This is a genomic window from Pararhodobacter sp. SW119, assembly GCF_017811755.1.
In the GTDB taxonomy this organism is placed as follows: Bacteria; Pseudomonadota; Alphaproteobacteria; order Rhodobacterales; family Rhodobacteraceae; genus Pararhodobacter.
This window is the reverse complement of the sequence record NZ_JADDJF010000161.1, coordinates 1-988: the sequence shown is the minus strand read 5'-3', so window position 1 is coordinate 988 and position 988 is coordinate 1. Positions and strand designations below refer to the sequence as shown.

Sequence of the window (988 nt, the reverse complement as noted above, 5' to 3'; positions counted from 1 at the left end):
CCATAGCACGTCGGGAAGAAGTGCTGCCGACAGGTTATGGCCGCGTGCGCAGCCCCCAGATAGCGCAGCGTGTGGCCATAACCGGGTCTCAGGTCTCAACAGTGGTTTTGCTGAACCACACTGCCGAGGAGACCGGCTATGACCGCCACCCACTCTATCTCGCCGACCTTGCTGGTCGCCATCGACATTTCCAAGCATCGCCATGAGGTGCTGATCGGCATCCCGGGCAAGACGCGCCGCCGCCGCTTGACGATCACGAACACCTTGGAGGACTTCCGGCGCCTGTCTGCGGTCCTCGCCAGCTACGACCTGCCGGTTCGGATCGGGTTCGAGGCAACCGGCAACTACCACCGAACGTTGGCGCACCATCTCGGCCAGGCAGGGTTCGAGCTGAAGCTCGTCTCCTCCGTCGGACTGGCTCGGACGCGGGAGGCCCTGCACAACAGCTGGGACAAGAACGATCCGAAGGACGCCCAGGTCATCCTGCACATGCTGGAGATCGGCGCCGTGCAATTCTTTCACGATCCGCTGGTCGTCGGGACCGCCGACATCCAGGAGCTGTCGAAGACCCACGAGATCGTTTCACGCTCGAAGACCGAGCTATGGCACCGAATCCTGACTCACTACCTGCCGCTGTACTTCCCCGAGGCCGAGCGGTTTCACCGAAGCTCGCGGACGGATTGGTTCCTGGCATTTCTGGAGAAGTACCCATCGCCACACATGATCTCGGCCATGAGCCGGGACGCCTTCATCGCTGATGCCTGGGAGGTCGTTGGCCGGAAGGTGTCCAAAGAGCAATTGCTTTCAGATATTTACGCAACAGCCGTCGGATCGGTTGGACTTCCTGTCCATCCGGATTCCGACGCGATTCGCATGTTCCGCCTCGTTGTCGCAGAGGGCCGCAGCCTGATCCGGCAACGCGATGAGATCGAAGCGCGGGCTGTCGAGTTGCTGTCGGATCTGCTCGACTATCAGTTGCTGACGACCA

General features: G+C 61.3%; 2 protein-coding genes. Both read left to right on the top strand.

The window, feature by feature from the left end; all coding sequences use genetic code 11:
* Positions 1 to 206 (top strand): hypothetical protein (locus IM708_RS21040; protein ID WP_209428501.1); only part of this gene is annotated, 206 nt, incomplete at its 5' end.
* Positions 139 to 988: transposase (locus IM708_RS21035; protein WP_209428500.1), on the top strand; the 850-nt coding region annotated here is incomplete at its 3' end. The genes IM708_RS21040 and IM708_RS21035, both read left to right, overlap by 68 nt.